This is a genomic window from Rhodanobacter sp. A1T4, from assembly GCF_014207185.1.
Taxonomy (GTDB): Bacteria; Pseudomonadota; Gammaproteobacteria; order Xanthomonadales; family Rhodanobacteraceae; genus Rhodanobacter.
Genome location: NZ_JACHCP010000002.1, coordinates 307,282 through 325,509, shown reverse-complemented (window position 1 = coordinate 325,509; position 18,228 = coordinate 307,282). Strand labels below are relative to the sequence as shown.

Sequence of the window (18,228 nt, the reverse complement as noted above, 5' to 3'; positions counted from 1 at the left end):
TCGGAAAAATTCCGCCGCTAGTCAGAAAAGACTCGCATTTTGTGAGCCCAAGACTAGTAATGGTTACCTGGTTGAGCAGAATCAACGCCCAGGGGGAAACACTCCATGCACAGTTTTATCGCGCCAGCGAAGCATTGTGGTGGGCGTACCAGCGCAGCAGCGCGCTCGCGCGCTTTGCTGTACGGCCACGCGTCCGCGCCGTGCAGCCGCGGCTTCACCCTCATCGAGCTGATGATCACCATTGCCGTGGCAGCGATCCTGTTGATGATCGCCGTGCCGAGCTTTAGCTACATCATCAATTCCAACAGGCTCACGACTGCGGCAAACGCCTTGATCGGCTCGCTCAACACCGCGCGGATGGCGGCGATCCAACGCAACGCATCGGTCCAGTTCTGCAGCAATTCCGCGACCAGCAATACTACCGATGCTCTGGGCACAGCATGTGGCACGACCACTGGCGCAGTCCTTGCTCTGACCAGCCCCGGCGCCGCGACCACCACGCCGGTACTGACGGCACCGCCTGAACTGGGTATTTCCTCGATACAGATCCACGGCACGATCCAGGCGATCCGTTTCAACGGGCTTGGGCTGGGCCTCACTCCCGGCACAGCCACGCCTTTCGGCACCGGCACCGGGAGCCTAGTTGTGGATGTTTGTTCAACCGCGCTCAGTACCAACAACCACATCCAGGTGAATATGGCTGCCGGCAGCGTCATCACCACCACCACCAGCACCATCACCGGAGCCTGCCCATGATGCGGCGTTCGGGTTTTCGTAACGTACCGGTCAGCCAGCGTGGCGTGGGCCTGATCGAAGTGCTGGTCGCCGTGCTGGTGTTGTCCATCGGGTTCCTCGGCATGGCCGCGCTGCAGGCGCGTTCGCTGTCGATGAACAACAGCGCGATGGCACGCAGCATGGCTACCATGGACAGTTATTCCATCCTCGATGCCATGCGTGCGGATCTCGTTTCCGCCCAGAGCGGTACCTACAACGGCCTGGTCACGGCCAGCGCCTGCCCCACGGCTACCGGCACGCTGGCCGATGCGCAGCTCACCCAATGGTGTAGCCAGTTGGCTCTCAACCTTGGTGCGTCTGCCAGTACCACCGGCACGATCAACTGCGTAGGCAGCCAGGGCATCTGCACCGTTACCGTGACGTACGACGACAGCAAGTCGGTGTCCGCTGCCACGGATACCTCGGGCACGCAGACTGTCATCACCCAGGCTATGTTATGAATCGCCGCCCCACGAAAGCTGTTGCCGGCTTCACCCTCATCGAGTTGATGGTGGCCATGTTGCTCGGCCTGATCGTCATCGCTGGTGTCATCAGCGTTTTCCTTGCCAACCAGCAGGTCTATCGCACTAATGCCGCGCTAGGCGATGTGCAGGACGGCACGCGCATGTCGTTCGAGATGCTGGCGCAGAACATTCGCGAAGCAGGGCTGACAGGTTGCGGCAATATCGGCCAGGTAGCCAACCTGCTGCCGGAAGGTCCCAATGGCTCCAGTTACAATGCTGTCACAGACTGGTGGACCAACTGGAGCAACGCCCTGGTGGGTTATGGCACGGGCACTTCGACCGCCAACCCGGCGCTTACCGTAGGCACTGCAATTGGGAACCAGGTGTCGGGCACCGATTCGCTGATGATCCTGAGCGCGGCGGATGTCGGTCTGAGCGTCAAAACCCAAACCACTTCAGCCACCACGTTCACCCTCAACGGCACCAGCAGCGACCTTGCCGCCAACACGGTCATGATCGTGTGCGATCCGTGGCTTGCTACCATTTTTCGCGCCAGCAGCTACATCGCGGGCACCAACCCCGTCATCGGTTATGGCAGCCCGGCCAATTTCTCCACCAATTTGAGCTACGGTTACGCCCTCCCTGTGGGGGTCAGCAATTACACCTACGTTGCCAACGCGCCCATCGCGACCTTGGCGGCGGGTGTGTGGTACATCGGCTACAACCCGCTCTTGAACAAAAGCACTTCGCTGTATCTGGCCAGCGTAAACACGACCACAAACCCGGCCACGGTCACGCAGCAGGAGATGGTGCGTGGCGTCACAGCCATGCACATTACCTACAACATGGCCAACGCGACGAGTTTCGTGGCGGCATCCGCGGTGACCAGTTGGTCTTCGGTTGCGGCGGTGCAGGTTAGCCTGACTGTGCAGCAGACCGGCGCCGCGAACGCGGGCGTCAGCACAAACGCGGGTACCTACACCGGCGCTACTTCCGCTGCTGCTGCGCCGATCCAGCGCATTTACACCGTTACCTCCACCGTGCGCAACCGGGTGCAATGACATGAGCCGATTTTCCGTGCGTGGCTTGCCCACCCGACTCCCTCAGCGCTCCCGCCAGCGTGGTGTGGCGCTGGTCGTGGCGCTGCTCCTGCTGTTCGTGATCACTCTCGTTGGCCTTGCCGCCGTGAGCGGAACCTTCATGCAGCAGAAGATGTCCGCCAATTTCTACGACCGCCAAATCGCTTTCCAGGCGACCGAGGCGGCGATGCGTCAGGCGGCGTTGGCCATCCAGGCCAGTACGACGGCGGCGCCAGCCGGCTATGACGATTGCTCGCCTACGGCGTCCACTCTCATAAATTGCCAGTCCAATCCGTTCACCGATACCGGTCATTCGTTTAGCCCCACTAGCGTTAAAGGGACCACGTTCACCGGCACTCTGCAGGCCAGTGCACCGCAGTACATCATCCAATACATGGGCAATTTCCAGGTGCCCGTACCCAATGTGAAGCAAACCAGCTGCCCACCGGGGCAGTACGGATGCAAAACGGCCACGCAAACAGCGGATTTCTACCGCATCACCGCGCGCAGCGGCGACCCGACAGCAATCAGTGGTCGCGCCTACGTGTTGCTGCAATCGATGTTCCGGAATTGAGCGATGCAAACAGTCAGCCAACCTGATTCATCTGCGCATGGAATGAGCGTGCCCGCGCGTATCGGGTGCTTGAAAGTCTTGAGGGGGGCATACCCATGAACAAACACATCAGCGTGGTCCTGTTTGCGTTGGCTGCCATGTTGGCAGGCGCCAACGTGTTTGCCCAAAGCAGCTCCAGTTCTTCGTCCACTACGACCACCACCTGTGGACAGGCGGGTGGCACGTGCAGTGAAGACTTCACGGGCAAGTCAGCCAGTTTGCAATGGACGACCTTGGGAACGAACAACGGAAGTGCGTCGTCCAATGCTTGCCTTACGGCGGGTACCGGCTCCGGTTCCATACAGGCATGCCCAAGCACGCTTGCTGGCTACACGATTCCGACGAATGAAACAACGACGGGGCAGGGTGCCTTGTTGCTCACGCCGCCGGAAAATGATCAGACCGGTGCCATCCTCTCGGCATTCGCTCCGTTCCCGTTGAGCCAAGGCATCAATATCACCTTCACCACCTATACATTTGGCGGCAGCGGTGATGGTATAGCCAGCAACGGTGCGGACGGCATAGTGTTCTTCATGACCTCCGCACAGAATGCGGGCAGCTCCACCATCAATCCCACACCCACCACGACTGGCGCGGAAGGTGGCAGCATGGGTTACGACTGCTCCAACGGCAACGGCGTGTACGACGGTGTTGCCAATGGCTACCTTGGCTTGGGTATCGACGAATACGGCAACTTCCTCAATACGGGTGACAACGGTAGCGTTGGTATCTACAACTCCAACGATCCCAATGGCAGCACGGCTAACGGGACGAACGGCTACTACACCAGCAACGGTGGGACCATTGCGGCGGGTACCGGGCCGCAGTACCAGCCGGAACGAATGGGTTTGCGTGGTGCGGGTAACACCAATTGGGCATGGCTGACAGCAAACGGCGATCCTACTTATTACACGGGGGCGTCCAGTGCGAGCTTGGTGCAGGCGGCTTGCTCGAGCGGGACGTATGTTTCAAGCCACACAACAACAACAACAACTAATAAGTATGGCCAAACGACGACGAATACGACATGGAACTACTCACCCATCCCTTACAACTACAACGCCATCGCCGGCGGCTATGCAGTGCTGCCTGGCAGCCTTGTATGCACAGCAACCAATAAAAGAGGTAGCTGTACTGCCTATGGCTATGCGCCGGGTAGCGAGCCGATTGCGAACAACTCCAAAAGCGCCACCCGCAACCCGACCTCGAGCACGACGACCGCAAACATCGCGTGGCCGATTACCTACCAGTTGAGGATTTCGTCCGGGGGCCTGCTCAGCTTTTCCTACAGCTACAACGGCGGCGCCATGACGCCGGTGTTGACCAATACCAACATCACTTCGAGCAATGGCTCGTTGCCGACTTCGTTGCGCTTTGGCTTCTCGGCAGGTACCGGCGGCAGCAACAACGTGCATGAAATCACCTGCTTCAAGGCCTCGCCGCTGACCTCCACCAGCAGTGCGGCGGCCAATACCATCCAGTCCGGCCAGTACAAGACGGGTACGCAGATCTATCTGGCCAGTTATTCCGCCAGCCCTTGGTGGGGCAGCATGCAGGCCATCCCGCTGGTGGTGGACAGCAGTGGCAGCCTAGCGGCCAGCAACACGGCCACCTGGGACGGCAAGTGCACGCTGACCAGCGGCTGGTGCGACAGCATGGGTACCGACAGCAACAGCAATCCGGTGGATAAGGTTACCGCTGCCAACGGATTCGTGGCGCCCGAAAACCGCGTGCTCGTGACCGCGAAGAGTAACGACGTGACCACGAGCGGGTCTGGCGTGGGCTTCTCGATGCAGACAGCGTTGACCAATTATCCCTCAGCCGTGCAAACCGCATTTGCTACGGGAGCCATCGTTGACAGCACCACCACCACCACTCCCCCTCCTATCACCATGACCGGCCAGAATCTTCTGGGCTGGCTGCTTGGTCAGCGCTGCAACGAGCAGTTGTACAGCACCACGCAATCCAGCAATGGTCCGTGGATGTACTCAGGCGGCGCCTGCAGCACTACAACAGCAGCGGGAAATCTGAATCCACGCACCTATGTGCTGGGCGATATCATCGATTCCAGCCCCACGTGGGTAAGTGCGCCAGTGGTGGGCCAGTACAACAATACCTTCAGTGATGGCTTGTACGGCACCACGGTCTCGCCACCGGAAAACCAGAGCACCGCGCAAACCTACGGCACTTACGCCACCAACAATGCGACGCGCCTCAATGTGGTGTACGTGGGCAGCAACGATGGTTACCTGCATGGTTTCGAGGCCGGCAGCTTCACTAACAGCGGCAGCTTCAGCGACCCCAACGCCACGGGTGCCGGCAGCAATGACGGCAAGGAAGTGATCGGCTACATGCCGTACAACGTGTTGCTCACCCAGGCAGCCCAGCTAACCAATCCGCTTGGCGCGCACCAGTATCTGGTGGATGCCACGCCAGGCGCGGGCGACCTGTTTTATAACGGCGTTTGGCACACTTGGTTGGTGGCTGGCGTGGGCTCCAACGGCAAGGAAATCTATGCGCTGGACGTCACCAATCCGGGCAATTCGACCACCCCGCAAGGCCCCAGCTTCTCCGAAGGCAATGCCGGCGCACTGGTGATCGGCGATTGGACCAACGCCACCATGTCGCATCTTGGCAACACGGTGGGCACGCCTTCCATCGTGCGCATGCATAACGGCCAGTGGGCGATGATCTTCGGCAATGGCCTGAATAGCGGCACCAGCGCAGGCATCTATATCGGCCTGGTCAACCAGAGCACAGGTGCGGTGACGTTTCTGTTCCTGAATACCGGCGTGGGCTCGAGTACCGTCAAAAACGGCATTGCCTACGTCACCCCGGTGGACCTGGATGGCGACGGGATTATGGATTACCTCTATGCCGGCGATCAGCAGGGCAACGTGTGGCGCTTTGACGTGACCAGCAACAGTTCCACCGGTTGGAGCGTTTCCAGCTTCCCCGGTAGTACGGCATCCACCTGCAGCAACAGCAGCAATGTCAGCAGCGGCAGTGTGGTCACTACGACCTGCTCGCCCTTGTTCACGGCAACGTCCGCGACGACTACCGGCGGCACCGTTCCACAGCCGATTACTACGAGTATTGTCACAGCTACCATCCAGACCAATGGCGCGAGCCGCAACATGCTGTATTTCGGCACCGGTCAGCAGACGCCGCAAACCGGCAGCGGGGCCGCGCAGTATGCACCCACGTCTACTGGCTCCAGCGCCACCACCCAACAGCAGACGTTCTATGGCATCTGGGACTGGAACATGGGTACGTCAGGGTCGAGCGGATCCGGATGGAACAGCCTTTCGAGTGCCCAGTTCGCATCAGAAACGGGTAGCAACACCATTTCAACCAGCACCCTGCAAGCGATAACTTCCACGAGCACGACGGTAAGCGGCCAGGGCCAGATCACGGGTTATCGCACCTTGTCCGCGGCCACCACCATTTGCTGGGCCGGCAGCACCACCTGTTCGTCGGGTAATACGCAGTATGGCTGGATGTACAACCTACCGAGCACCAACGAGCAGATCATTTACAGCCCCACCATCATCCAGGGTGCGGTGGTGGTGAACACGGCCATTCCGCCTGCCACGTCGACCACCCAGTGCACGGCGAATACCCAAACCGGCTGGACGATGGCTTTCGATCCGACCAGTGGCGGTGGCCTGTCGGCAAGCTTCTTCCCGACCCCCAGTGGCACCAGTGGCGTGCAGGCTAACGCCGTGGGTACGCCGACTGCCGTGATCTACAACGGCCAGACCTATCTGGTGTCCCAGACTGTCACGGGTGGTGCGTTCGTCCAACGCGTGGTCCCGCCGACCGGCAACAGCCCGGCCCGCGTCTCCTGGCGCGAAATCAGGAATTGAGCATGAGCATCCAGCAACCATCTAAACCGCAGCGCGCCATTTCGTTCGGCTACACCCTGATCGAATTGATGACCGTGGTGGCTATCATTGCGATCCTCGCGGCGATCGCGATCGCCGCGTACAGTAAATACGTGGTCAAGACGAATCGGGCGGCGGCGACGGGTTGCATATCCGAGTACGCGAGCTACATGGAGCGCTACTACACCACCAACCTGCGCTATGACGAGATTCCCGTCTCCGGATCCACTGCCGCCGTGGCGAACCCGGCGACGGGTACGCCGTCTCCCATGGTGCTGGATTGCGCATCCACGACGCAGACCGGTAACAACTACACGTACTCGGTGCCAGCACCTTCGGCGACGGGCTATATCATCAACGCCACGCCAATCAATTCACAGCTCACGCGTGATACGCAGTGCGGCGCGCTCTCGTTGAACCAGCTTGGCGTGCGTAAGGCCTTAGGCAGCAGCACGAGCACCACAGTCGTGGCGCAGTGCTGGGGCGGGTGAAACTCAGGTCTCCGCCCACTGCCTGAGCAGGTTGTGATAGACGCCGGTAAGTTGCACGCGCGCCAACTCGTCGGCGTCGGTGGCAGTGAGTCGTTGGATCGCATTGTCCAGATCAAACAGCAGGGCGCGCTGGCCATCGTCGCGCACCATGCTTTGCACCCAGAAGAAACACGCCAGGCGCACGCCTCGGCTCACCGGCGCGACACGGTGCAGGCTGCTGGCGGGATAAAGCACCATATCGCCAGCCGCCAGCTTGATTGCCTGTGAGCCGTAGGTGTCCTCGATCAGTAACTCGCCACCGTCATAGCTTTCCGGTGGCGCTAGGAACAGCGTGGCGGAAAGATCGGTGCGGATCTTCGCGCCACTGCCGGGCATGAGCCGCACCGAGCCGTCCACGTGATTGCCGAAGTGCATGCCGTTTTTGTAACGGTTGAACATCGGCGGATAGACGCGGTTCGGCAATGCCGCGCTGATGAAGAGCGGCAGCCGTTCCAGTGCCGACATCACGATGCTGCCGAGCTCGGCCGACATGGCCGAGCCTTCGGCAATCTGCTGGTTCTGCTTGACGTGGATGCCCTGATGACCCGCTGTGACGCGACCGTCGACCCACGGGGCATCCGATGCGGCAAGCCGCTGGCGGAAGTGGTTCAATTGCCCGCTATCGAGCAGGCCCGGCACATGCACCAGCATGATCGATGACTCCTCAGAACTTGTAGGTAAATGTCACCATCGACGTGCGACCAATGGCGGGTACCGAGCGACCGCCGTCCGACTGGATCAGCGCATCGAAGTATTGCTTGTTGGTCAGGTTGAGTATGTTGAGGCGTATATCGTATCTCGGCTGATGCCAGGCCAGGGTGGCGTCCCAGCGCGTATAGCCACCGACGCTGACGGTATTCGTATTATTTGCGAAGCGCTGCGACATGTAAGTGGCGCCGCCGCCGACCTCCCAGTTGCCGCCGAAAGTGTAGGTGGACCAAGCCGTTGCCGTATTGCGCGGCGTGTTGGCCGGCACGTTTCCTTGCGTTCCGTCGGCCGCCTTGATCACCTTGGCGCTCATGTAGGTGTAGCCGGAAAACACTTGCCAATGTTCGCTGATATGGCCACCGACACCGACCTCGCCACCGCGCACGCGAATATTGCCGTCCAACACATATTCGCCGGCCGAGGTCTGCGTGCGCGCGTTGGTCTGCTCCAGGTTGAACAACGCTGACGTGATCTGCAAGGTGTCATTGATCAGATTCCACTTGCCACCGAGCTCGTAGGAGTAGTTCTTTTCCGGTGCCAGATCCTGCGTGCCACTGGTGAGGGTCAGCGATTCAAGCGAAGGATCGAACGACGTGCCGTAGGAGACGTAGTACGACTGCTTATCGCTCGGCTGGTAGATCACACCGCCGCGCACGCTGGTGAAGTAGACGGTCTGCGACGCGTAGGCGGGTGCGGGCAGACTGGTTGATCCGGGGCTGACCGTTGATATCGAGTTGCGGATGTCTGCATCGAAGCGGTCACGGCGCAGGCCGGCGACCACGATCCATTGATCATTCAAATGGATCGTGTCGTTGGCGTAGACGGCTGCCGTGTTCGCGCTGGATTGCGCATAGTTGCCGACGCTGGTGGTGACATTGGCCGGCGTTGATTCCTGGACTGGATTGACCAGCGACAGTAGAGGTAACCCGTTCCGGGTATAGCTCTGGTTATTGTAGTTTTCGTGCGACAGCTCGATACCGGTGATCAGCGTGTGCTGAATGCTGCCGGTGTCGAACTTGGTGATCAGGTCGGTCTGACTGTCCAGATTCTTTTGATGGATGACGCGATCGTGGCTGGCCAGCTGAACGTACAGGTCTTGCAGAGGCAGCGTGGTGGGATTGCCGGCATTCTTGTTCAAAGTCACGCCGGCGGCAGTCACCACGCTGTTTGCGGCTGTTTCGCGCGCATTGGTGGTGTACTGGCTGTATTGCAACTGGCTGCGCAGGCTGACATCCGGGCTGAACGTATGCTCCAGGCGTGCATTGAAGCTGTCGACGTCCTGGTTGGTATGGTCGTCCGTCAGGCCGTAGAAATTGTCATGGCTTACATGCGCCGGGCGACCGTTGATCGGCGGAAAGCCGTAGTCGGGTTGATCGTGATTGCGTTGCAGCAGCGCCGACAGGGTGATCTGGGTTGGTGTGCCGATGCCGAAGCGCACCGACGGCGCAAAACCGTAGTCCTTGTTTTTCAGAACATTGCGGGTGGACTGCATGTCCTGCCCGAAAACATTCAGGCGTACAGCGGCCGTATCCGACAGTGGCTGGTTGAAATCCGCCGTGGTGCGGTAGCGATCATCGGTTCCTACGGTGGCGGATACCTGGCCAAATGCCTTCAGCTCCGGCTCCTTGCTCACCTGATTGATCACGCCGCCAGTGGAGCCGCGGCCGAATAGCATCGACGACGGACCTTTGAGTACCTCGATCGCCGAAAGATCAAACGTGTCACGGTAGTACTGACCGGCATCACGAAAACCGTCGAGATAAATATCGGTACGTGCCGAGAAACCATGCAGATTGATGTTGTTGCCGATCTGGCCGCCCTCGGCACCGCCGATCGTGATGCCAGGCACGTTGCGCAGGGCATCCTGAAACGAGGTTGCTCCCTGCGCGTCGAGCAGATCGCGGTTGACCACCACCACCGACTGCGGAATATCGCGCAATGCCGCGGGAATCTTGGCGCCTACGCTTGAGCTGTCCGCATCGTAGTGATTGCCGATCACACTGCCGGTGACCGTCACGGTCTGCAGAGTCTGCGCCTTTTTGGGATGGCTGGTCTTCGAAGCATCATCGGTCGTGGCGCTTTGCGCGAAGGCGGAGACGGGGAGAGCGAGCACCGTCAGAAGCGCTGCGTGCAGCGATGTGATTCGGAATTGCGTAGGCATTTTTATGAAACCTTGTTGGAAAAGCGGCTAGCTAGCGCTGCCAGAGGGTCGGAGAGAGGCTGGCAACGGCTGCTTGCGTCTTTTCCTTGCTTCTTTGCATCAAAAGACAAATACGAATCATTACTATTATCGCATTTAGTTACAGCATTGTGAAGTTACGTATCTGCTGCCATGAGCTTGCGCACGCACTTTCAATTCGCGGTGTAGCCACAGTTTTCGATGCTGTTGCTTATGAGGCGGCAAGGATCGATGCGGACGTGATGCATCGATAGCCGGCATTGCATCGAAATCAACCGGTCAATCGGCAATAAAAAGCCCCGCATTCGCATGCGGGGCTTTCCGTTTTCGTGCCGCTGGTGTCAGCGGTGTTCGATGGTGTGGCTTACCAGATCTTCACCTGCGTATCGGCTGGACGCACCATCGCGTCGCCGGCCTTGCACTCGAACGCCGCAGCGAATGCCGGCATGTTTGACGGCGCACCCATCGCGCGCAGCCCCATCGGTGCATGCGGGTCGGTGTTGATGCGCAGGATCGAGGTTTTCTCGCGCATGTTGCCGCGCCAGACGCGGGCCCAGTTGAGGAAGAAGCGCTGGTCTTCGGTATAGCCGTCGATCTTCTGGCTTGCCTCGGTCGGGTTGGCTTTCAACACCGTCTGCAAGGCGTCATAGGCGACGTTGAGGCCGCCCAGATCGGCGATGTTCTCACCCAAAGTTAGCTTGCCGTTGACGTGCAGGTCCGGCTTGTCCTTGAGCGGCGCATAGTCATCGAACTGCTTGACCAGTTTGTCGGTGCGTGCCTCGAACTTGGCCTTGTCATCCTTGGTCCACCAGTCTTTCTGATTGCCATCGCCATCGAACTGAGCACCCTGGTCGTCAAAACCGTGGCTGGATTCGTGACCGATCACGGCACCGATGCCGCCGTAGTTGATCGCATCGTCGGCCTTGGCATCGAAGAACGGCGGCTGCAGGATCGCGGCCGGGAAGTTGATCGTGTTGTCGCTCGGGTTGTAATACGCGTTGACCGTCTGCGGGGTCATGCCCCATTCCTTGCGGTCGGTCGGCTTGCCGATGTGGCCGATATCGTAGTCGTAGTTGAACTTGCCGGCGGCCAGAATATTGGCGTAGTAGTTGTCCGGCTTGATATCCAGGCCAGACCAGTCACGCCACTTGTCGGGGTAGCCGATCTTTGGCAGGAACTTGTTCCACTTGTCGATCGCCTTGGCCTTGGTGTCGGCGCTCATCCAGTCGAGGTTCTCGATGCGTGCCTTCAGTGCGTTGCGTATGTTGGTCACCAGCTCCTCGGCGCGCTGTTTGGCTTCCGGGGTGAACTCCTTGGCGACATACAGCTGGCCCAGGGCTTCGCCCATGCTGGCGTTGACGGCGCCCAGCACGCGCTTCCACTGCGGCTTTTGCTGCGGCTGACCGGCCAGGGTGGTGCCGTAGAAGGCAAACTTGTTGTCCTGGAAATTCTTGCTCAGGTACGGCGAGGCATCGTCGATCGCGTGGAAGCGCAGGTAGGCCTGCCACTGATCGATCGGGGTGCTGGCCAGCATCTTGTCGAACTGGGCGAAGAACTTCGGCTGCGATAGCGAGAAGCCGTTGTCGATCTTCAGGCCCTGGGCGTCGAAGAATTTTGCCCAGCTGAAGTGTGGCGTGACCTTGTCGGCTTCCTTGACGCTGACGAAGTGGTACTCGTTCTTGATGTCGCGCTCTTCCACCGGCGACAGTGAGGCCGCGGCCAGCGCGGTTTCGAACTTCAGCACGTCATCCGCCTGCTTCTTGGCGTCGGCTTCGGACACGCCGGTCAGCTCAAGCGTCTTGGCGATATAGGCGACGTAGGCGTCGCGGATGTCCTTGTATTCCGGCTTGGTGTAATAGTCCTTGGTCGGCAGGCCCAGGCCGGCTTCGTTGGCGAAGCCGATCTGCATGTCGGCGTGCTTGAAGTCGCCGCCGGAACCGAACTGGAACACCTGCATATCGCCATCGGCGTAGCTTTTGGTGATGAAGTCCGCTACATCGGTACCATTCTTGAGGGCGGCAATGGCATCGAGCTTCGGCTTGACCGGATCGAAGCCGTTCTTCTCGATGGTCGCCTCGTCCATGCCGGAGTGGTACAGCCAGCCGATCTTCTGCTCGATTGAACCGGCCTTGGCAGAATCGGCGTTCTTGCTGGCGTCATCGACGATGTCGTGCTGGGTTTTCAGGCTCTTCTCATTGAGGATATTGAACGCGCCCCAGCTGCTCTGGTCGGCAGGAATCGGATTAGTCGCGATCCATTTGGCGTTGACGAAGCCGTTGAAGTCCGCGCAGGCTTTGAGGCTTGGGTCGAGTTCGCTGACGTCGAAGACGCTGGCGACTGCCGTGGTTGCGGCCGCAGCCGGCGCGGCGCTGGCACTTGGTGCTGGCGTGGTAGCTGCCGGAGCAGGGGCGGGTGCGGCGGCCTGTTCGTCGTTCTTGCCGCAGGCGCTGAGTGACAGGGCGAGGCTTACGGCCAGAGCCAGGGGCTTCAAGTACTGCTTCGTCATGGATTTCCCTCTGTAGTGGTATCGCCCGTGGGCGAATAGCGTGGTGATTCACTGGCGGCGGGTTGCCTGATGTCTCGCAAAACGCAGCCGTAACTGCCGACGCTAGGCTAAACGTCATGGACGAGACAGTGTCAAAGGTCAGGGGTGGTCCCCTACCTATCAAAAGCGGCACATATTGGTGCTTTTTACGCTTTGGCCATCTGGCTGTTGCCGCCCCCCCCCTGTCATTTTGGGGTCTTTAATACCTGGTGTTGTCATTCGCATGCTCGGAGTCAGTGCTGGCTGGCAGCGAGTTTGGCCCTCTGACCTGGATCAAGCCGTATTACCGGATACGCGCCGACGTACTGCACGGCGTACCACGGTGAGCGTTCGAAGAAGAATTCCAGACGCTCCGTGGAGTCGGCTGCAAAGACCGGATCGTCGTGCAGTTTCTTGTCGAACTCGGCTTTCAGCGCCGGATCTTTTGCAAGCATCTCGCGCGCCAGTTTTTCGACCACTCGCGGCTCGCCATATTCCTTGGTTTCGAAGATCGCGTTGAGAAATCCCCAATGCAGCAGCGAATCCGGTGCCTGCGGTTCGAGCAGGTTGATCGCCACGTTGGCAGTGCGCTGGTCCAGCGGCACGATGACTGAGCCAACTGGCAGCGTCACGTCGCGGACTACGGTGCGCAGAGAGAAATCGCGCAGCATCAAATGCCCTTCGAACGGCTTGTCCGCCCACTTCGGATGATCAAGCTGATAGCTCTCGGCGTGGATCGTCAGCGCATGATCGAGGCGCTGATAGCGAATGCCGTGCGCGTCGAGCTTGTCGATGATCGCGGTCCACTGTGCGGGTATCGCATAGGCGGCTGGTGGCGTAATCGAAAGATCAGGTAACAGGCTGTTCCAGTTCTCGATGGCATACGTTTTTGGCTGGCTCGGGTCGTACTGGATCCAGTTGCTGTTGGAAATGTCGCTATGCGTGATGCTGAACGCGTAACCCTTCAGCTCGAACGGCGTGGGCTGCGGGTCGGGCTTGAAAGTCAGCGGTACGCTGGCTTTCGCCTCGTGCGCACGCGCGACGACATTCGCATCCGCTTTTGCTGTCGCGGCCAAGAGCGCGGAGGGGTGCTGGTTGATCTGCTCCAGCATCAGTTCGACCAGGTCGATGGTTGCCTGCACGCGGTTGCCGTAAGGCTTGAGCATGTGGGTTTCGATCAGTAGCGCAGGGCGGTTCTGCAGCGCTGCGTAGCCGGTGGAAAAGCGCGGACCCGAACCGAAGTTGGTGATGCCCTTGCGCGGATCGCGGCCGTCCTTGAACTCCAGGTAGATCGAGGCGAGGTGACCGTGCTTCTCGTACGCCGGCATCGCGTGATCGACAATGGCGTCGTGCTGCCAAGTGCTGATTGCCGGGTCGAGTTTGTGTGGGTCTTCGGTATACCAGGTCAGGTCGTACTGATAATCGGCACCGTCGGTAGTGTGCACATCGATCAGGAAATCAGGCAGCCACGTCTGCCACAGTTTCAGCCATGCCAGCATTTCCGGTGCGTCGGCCTTGATGTAATCGCGGTTGAGGTTGAGATACTGCGACTGGCCGCGAAAGCCCATGCTCGCCGGGCCGTTCTGGTTGATGCGGTTATACGGCGTCGAGTTCTCATGGCCGTCCACGCTGAATACCGGGATATAGACCAGCACCAGATGATCGAGCAGGTGCGGGTACTTGTGCGCGATCGCGATATCGCGCAGCAGCATCAGGCCGGCGTCCTTGCCCTCGATCTCGCCGGGATGGATGCCGGCCTGCAGCAGCACTACCGGTTTGTCGGCCTTGCGCGCGGCAGCGGGATCGAACGTGCCGTCGCCGCTGGCGATCACCACCGTCATCGGTCGACCTTCCGGCGTGGTGCCAAAGGTCTGTAGACGGATCACACCTGGCGCTGCCTGCTGCAGGCGCTGCAGGTAGGCCAGCGTGTCGGCGTAGCTCGGCGTCGTGTGGAACTTGGCGGCTTCGGCCGGCGTGGTCCAGTCGCCCGCATTTGTACGCGTGGCGTGCGTGGTCATGGTGACAATTCCCAACAGAATGGATAGCAGCATCAGACGTGCAGGCATGCGCGACATCATGGGTACTCACGTGCATCGTCATGCGGCAACGTGGCTGGTGACGCAGGCAGGGTCTCCGGGGCTACGGCACCGCCGGAAATGATGAAAGCCATCGCCTGATCCATCGTCCAGTCGGTCGGCGTCAGCTCGTCCAATGGCACCACCACCAGATAGCCGCCGGTGGGGTTGGGCGTGGTCGGGATAAAGACCGAGGCCATTTCACGACCGCTGCCGTCCTCGGCCATCACCCGGGTAACGAAGCCGACAACCTTCATGCCGCGGCGGGGAAACTCCACCAGTACCACGCGCTGCACGCCGGAAGGTTTGTTCTGCAGTACCGCCATCAGTTTCTTGGTGCCGCCGTAAATCGTCTGCACGACCGGGATTCGTGCCAGCAGTCCGTCGAAGGCGTTGATGAAGCGCTGGCCAATCACCCGGTTGGCCACAAAGCCCAGCAAGTAAAGCGCGCCCAGCGTGATCAGCAACGCGACGATGAACACCAGCCACTCGGCGTTGAGCGCGGTCGCGGCTTTCGGCGCCACCAGCGCCAGCGCGCCGAGCAAGGCGCTGACCATCGGTGCGCCGATGCCGGCCAAAAGGCTCAACACAAACTTGAACACCAGCCAGGTCACCCACAGCGGGATAAAGGTAAGCAGGCCGGTCAGCAGGTAACGTTTGACGCGCAGAGGGGGCATCGAAGGATTCGGTTAGCGGACGAGACTGGCATTGTAAGGGAGGTGCGCGTCCGGCACCGGCCATGCGTTTTCGATTCAATCAACGTCATGAATAGCGCCGCGGGTCGCAGGTCGCGTCAGAATTCCTGCCGTGCGCTGTGATTTTTTTTGCGCTCTCGCGAATCATGGATGGAACCTTGGGGAATATCCGCGTCGATGACCGCCAGACACCACCAGCAACGCTTTGAATTCCTGCTGCAACAGCATCGCGGCATCGTATTCAAGGTGGCAGCGCTTTACAGCCGCAGCGTGGTCGATCGCGATGATCTGATGCAGGAGATCAGTACGCAGCTGTGGCGCTCTTTCGGCAGCTACGACGAAGCGCGAGCGAAGTTCTCCACCTGGATGTATCGCATCGCGTTGAATGTGGCCATTTCGCAGGCGCGGCGCGAGCGTTGGTCCGAAGGCGAACGTTTCGAACCACTGGAGGCGCGCCATCTGGAAACGGTCGGCGGTGGTGAATCGATCGCGGAACCGGACGAACGCTTGACCGCGCTGTATGCCTTTATCGGCCAGCTCGATGAACTCAACCGCGCGCTGATCCTTCTGTATCTCGAAGACCGCAGCTACGACGAGATCGCCGACGTGCTCGGCATCAGCGAAACCAACGTGGCGACCAAGATCAATCGCATCAAACACAAGCTGCGTGGACAGATGACCGGCGCGGCAATCACTGGAGCATGACCATGGAACTCGACGAGATGAAATCGACTTGGCAGGCGCTTGATCGCAGGCTTGGACAGCAGCATGCGCTTAACCTTCAACTGTTTCGCGAGAGCATGCTGGACAAGACTCGGCGAGGGCTAAGGCCGCTGATCCTCGGTCAGATGATGCAAATCGCGGTAGGTGTCTGGGTGATGATACTTTTTGCGTCTTTCTGGGTTGCCCATCGTGACAGCGGGCACCTGATGTTTTGCGGTTTGCTGGCGCATGCCTACGGGTTACTGCTGGTGGTTTTTGCGGCACGCAATCTCCACCTCATCAATCGCATCGACTATGACGCGCCGGTGGTAGAAATTCAGCGACGTTTGGGCGAATTGCGAGCGTGGAGGATGTCCATCGAGGCCCCGGTTTTTGCTGTCAGTGGCTGCTTTATATGGATACCCGCCGTATTAGTGCTATTCCGAATGGCGGGTGCCGATGTGTGGATGAACGCGCCATCGGTCGTCTGGATTTTTATCGCCAGCGGGTTCGTTTGTCTGGCAGCCGTTTACGGCGTGGTGCACTGGTCTCGCCGGCCCGGTCGCGAGCGCATCAGGAAAGCGCTGGACAATGGCAATGTCGGTAGCAGCATCCGCCGCGCGCAGGCCGCAGCGGAGAACATTGCACGCTTCGAACAGGAATAGTTGCAACAGGGTTTCTGTTGACCGCCTCGCGATACGTACTTGCATCCCTCAATCACCGCGCGATCTGGCGTACGGCCGGTGAATCCTGCTGTCCGGATTTCGCTTCGAGACCACCATGACTTACTACTCTGCAACCGTCGTGGTTGCGCAACCCGCCTCGCAACGGAACATATCGCTGGGCTACCTGAGAGCCTTCCTTACCCTGCTCGTCGTGCTGCATCATTCGCTGCTTGCTTACATGCAGTTTGGACCGCAGAGGCAGCCGGCGATGGACGCGAGCTTGCTGTGGACGGCCTTTCCCATTGTAGATAGCCAACACTGGTCCGGTGCTGACCTAGTCGTCGGTTTCAACGATACATTCTTCATGTCGCTGATGTTTCTGATCTCCGGTGTATTCGTGTGGCCGAGTCTTCAACGCAAAGGTGGTCGCGCGTTCGTGCGTGATCGGCTTTTGCGACTGGGCTTGCCGTTTTTAGTGGCGGCCATGCTACTGGCGCCACTGGCATTTTTCCCGACATGGCTAGCATCGCCCACGCACGCTGGTTCGTTTTGGCAGCAGTGGCTGGGATTGGGTGTATGGCCTGCCGGGCCGGCATGGTTCCTGTGGGTGTTGTTGGCGTTCGGCATGATCGCCGCACTGATGTCGCTGGTCATGCCGACATGGGGGACTGTTCTGGGAAACATCGCGACACGCCTGGGCGAACGGCCGGTCCTATTCTTCATGCTGCTGCTGCTTATTTCGGCGGTTGTCTATTTGCCGATGGCGGCGGTGTTCGGTTCTTCGCGCTGGGTCAAGTTTGGGCCGTTTTTTGTGCAGATCAGTCGGCTGCCGCACTATCTGGTCTATTTTCTAGTTGGCGTCGCGATCGGCGCGCATGGGGCTTCGGGTGGTTTGCTGACGATCGATGGCCGCCTGGCCAGGCGTTGGCCGCTGTGGGTGCTGCTGACAATCGTGATGTTCGCTATGTCAGTGCTGGCCGCGATAACCATCGTTGGTACGCTGGCCCACGGAGGCCCCAGCGTGGGACTTGTTGCAATTAGCAACCTTACCTATGTGTTGACCTGTGCCAGCGCATCGCTCGCATTGCTGGCGCTGTTCACACGCTTTGCGCGCCGCGCCCGTAAAACAATGGATTCGCTGAATGCCAATGCTTATGGCATCTATCTGCTGCACTATATAGGCGTGATCTGGATGCAATACGCTTTGCTTCAGACGCATCTCCCTACGATTGCGAAGATTGTGCTTGTCTGGGCCGGGGCGGTTGGATTGAGTTGGGGCATTACTGCGATGTTGCGCCGTGTGCCTGCGGTTTCACGGATACTGTAGGACCGG

14 protein-coding genes are annotated in these 18,228 nt (G+C 59.7%); 9 read left to right on the top strand and 5 right to left on the bottom strand.

What is annotated here, in order from left to right:
* Window positions 1-105: 105 nt before the first annotated feature.
* The 6 genes from HDE80_RS04660 (at window position 106) to HDE80_RS04635 (ending at window position 7,308) form a co-directional block, all read left to right on the top strand.
* The gene (locus HDE80_RS04660) at window positions 106-756 is read left to right on the top strand and encodes a GspH/FimT family pseudopilin (protein WP_184668348.1); all 651 of its coding nucleotides are present in this window, start codon (window positions 106-108) and stop codon (window positions 754-756) included.
* On the top strand, window positions 753-1,235 hold the full coding sequence (gene pilV, locus HDE80_RS04655) for a type IV pilus modification protein PilV (protein ID WP_184668345.1): 483 nt from the start codon (window positions 753-755) through the stop codon (window positions 1,233-1,235). The genes HDE80_RS04660 and pilV overlap by 4 nt, the downstream gene beginning before the upstream one ends.
* Window positions 1,232-2,299, top strand: a complete 1,068-nt coding sequence (locus HDE80_RS04650; protein WP_184668343.1) for a PilW family protein — start codon at window positions 1,232-1,234, stop codon at window positions 2,297-2,299. Before pilV ends, HDE80_RS04650 begins: the two co-directional genes overlap by 4 nt.
* A gap of 1 nt (window position 2,300) precedes the next feature.
* Window positions 2,301-2,891 carry a PilX N-terminal domain-containing pilus assembly protein gene (locus HDE80_RS04645; RefSeq protein ID WP_221437424.1) on the top strand — a complete coding sequence of 197 codons (591 nt, stop codon included), beginning with the start codon at window positions 2,301-2,303 and terminating at the stop codon, window positions 2,889-2,891.
* A 95-nt stretch (window positions 2,892-2,986) separates the two neighbouring features.
* A complete protein-coding gene (locus tag HDE80_RS04640; RefSeq protein WP_184668341.1) occupies window positions 2,987-6,799 on the top strand; it encodes a PilC/PilY family type IV pilus protein in 3,813 nt (1,270 codons plus the stop codon).
* A gap of 2 nt (window positions 6,800-6,801) precedes the next feature.
* On the top strand, window positions 6,802-7,308 hold the full coding sequence (locus tag HDE80_RS04635) for a type IV pilin protein (RefSeq protein WP_184668339.1): 507 nt from the start codon (window positions 6,802-6,804) through the stop codon (window positions 7,306-7,308).
* 3 nt (window positions 7,309-7,311) lie between these two features.
* Here HDE80_RS04635 and HDE80_RS04630 read toward each other — a convergent pair whose 3' ends face one another.
* The 5 genes from HDE80_RS04630 to HDE80_RS04610 all read right to left on the bottom strand — a co-directional run bounded on the left by HDE80_RS04630 (window position 7,312) and on the right by HDE80_RS04610 (window position 15,510).
* Window positions 7,312-7,998 carry a Fe2+-dependent dioxygenase gene (locus tag HDE80_RS04630; RefSeq protein ID WP_184668337.1) on the bottom strand — a complete coding sequence of 229 codons (687 nt, stop codon included), beginning with the start codon at window positions 7,996-7,998 and terminating at the stop codon, window positions 7,312-7,314.
* A 13-nt stretch (window positions 7,999-8,011) separates the two neighbouring features.
* On the bottom strand, window positions 8,012-10,216 hold the full coding sequence (locus HDE80_RS04625) for a TonB-dependent siderophore receptor (protein ID WP_184668336.1): 2,205 nt from the start codon (window positions 10,214-10,216) through the stop codon (window positions 8,012-8,014).
* 382 nt (window positions 10,217-10,598) lie between these two features.
* Entirely contained in the window at window positions 10,599-12,740 is a 2,142-nt protein-coding gene (locus HDE80_RS04620; protein ID WP_184668334.1) for a M13 family metallopeptidase, read from the bottom strand.
* A 272-nt stretch (window positions 12,741-13,012) separates the two neighbouring features.
* Window positions 13,013-14,809, bottom strand: coding sequence for a M14 family metallopeptidase (locus HDE80_RS04615; protein WP_255483605.1), 1,797 nt, complete (start codon window positions 14,807-14,809; stop codon window positions 13,013-13,015).
* Between the two features lie 23 nt (window positions 14,810-14,832).
* Entirely contained in the window at window positions 14,833-15,510 is a 678-nt protein-coding gene (locus HDE80_RS04610) for a DUF502 domain-containing protein (RefSeq protein WP_184604999.1), read from the bottom strand.
* Between the two features lie 195 nt (window positions 15,511-15,705).
* On the opposite strand from HDE80_RS04610, the gene HDE80_RS04605 reads away from it, so the two are divergent.
* The 3 genes from HDE80_RS04605 to HDE80_RS04595 all read left to right on the top strand — a co-directional run bounded on the left by HDE80_RS04605 (window position 15,706) and on the right by HDE80_RS04595 (window position 18,222).
* Window positions 15,706-16,233, top strand: a complete 528-nt coding sequence (locus HDE80_RS04605; RefSeq protein ID WP_184668330.1) for a sigma-70 family RNA polymerase sigma factor — start codon at window positions 15,706-15,708, stop codon at window positions 16,231-16,233.
* 2 nt (window positions 16,234-16,235) lie between these two features.
* Window positions 16,236-16,895 carry a hypothetical protein gene (locus HDE80_RS04600; RefSeq protein WP_184668328.1) on the top strand — a complete coding sequence of 220 codons (660 nt, stop codon included), beginning with the start codon at window positions 16,236-16,238 and terminating at the stop codon, window positions 16,893-16,895.
* 115 nt (window positions 16,896-17,010) lie between these two features.
* Complete coding sequence (locus HDE80_RS04595; protein ID WP_184668326.1) at window positions 17,011-18,222, top strand: acyltransferase family protein; 1,212 nt, start codon at window positions 17,011-17,013, stop codon at window positions 18,220-18,222.
* Window positions 18,223-18,228 lie beyond the last annotated feature (6 nt).